The 592-nt window shown below is 46.5% G+C and carries 1 protein-coding gene; it reads right to left on the reverse strand.

The genetic code is table 11. The annotated features are described in order from the left end of the window. The coding region (locus R8N47_RS26755) for a LysR substrate-binding domain-containing protein (RefSeq protein ID WP_318186306.1) at positions 1-592 on the reverse strand (592 nt) is incomplete at both ends.

A 592-nucleotide genomic window follows, 5' to 3' on the forward strand; every position in this document is an offset into this window, starting at 1 on the left:
GCAAATCTAGGTTTTATCGCGATGTCGCCAATACGAACCAGTTTACCCGTCCGAAAATATTGATACGCTAAGCTGTGTTTGACGAGCGCTACACCTTGTAGGGATAACGCAGCTTCCAACACTAAGTGCGAGCCACTGTATTTTAAAGCGGGCTTTGCCGCAGAGTGTCCAAGTCTTGCTAACCACATGTTCCAGTCGAGATCGGGCCACACGTCTTCGATGAGCTCTGCTTTGCTTAAATCTTCGATGCTATAGATGCCATGTTCCTTCTGATACATCGGATGACATGCTGGGTAAAAGGCTTCGTCCATCAGCCACTGCGATTCTAAATTTGGGTATTTTCCTAATCCGTAGCGAACGCACAAATCTATCTGACTATCTTGAAAAGAGACAAGATCATTTGTGGGCTCTAGTAATAGGGCAATATCAGGATGACGTTGACGAAAGGCGGTGATTTTAGGCACCAACCAATGGTGGGCAAAGGAGGGCGGTGTTGATATTGAAAGGTGGTTCGGGTTTGGATCCTGGTTGACAAGACGTACGCCTTGTTGCAAATGGGCAAACCCTCTTTCTGCCTGAGTAAATAACAGTT

The sequence above is a fragment of the Vibrio sp. 2132-1 genome (genome assembly GCF_033344315.1).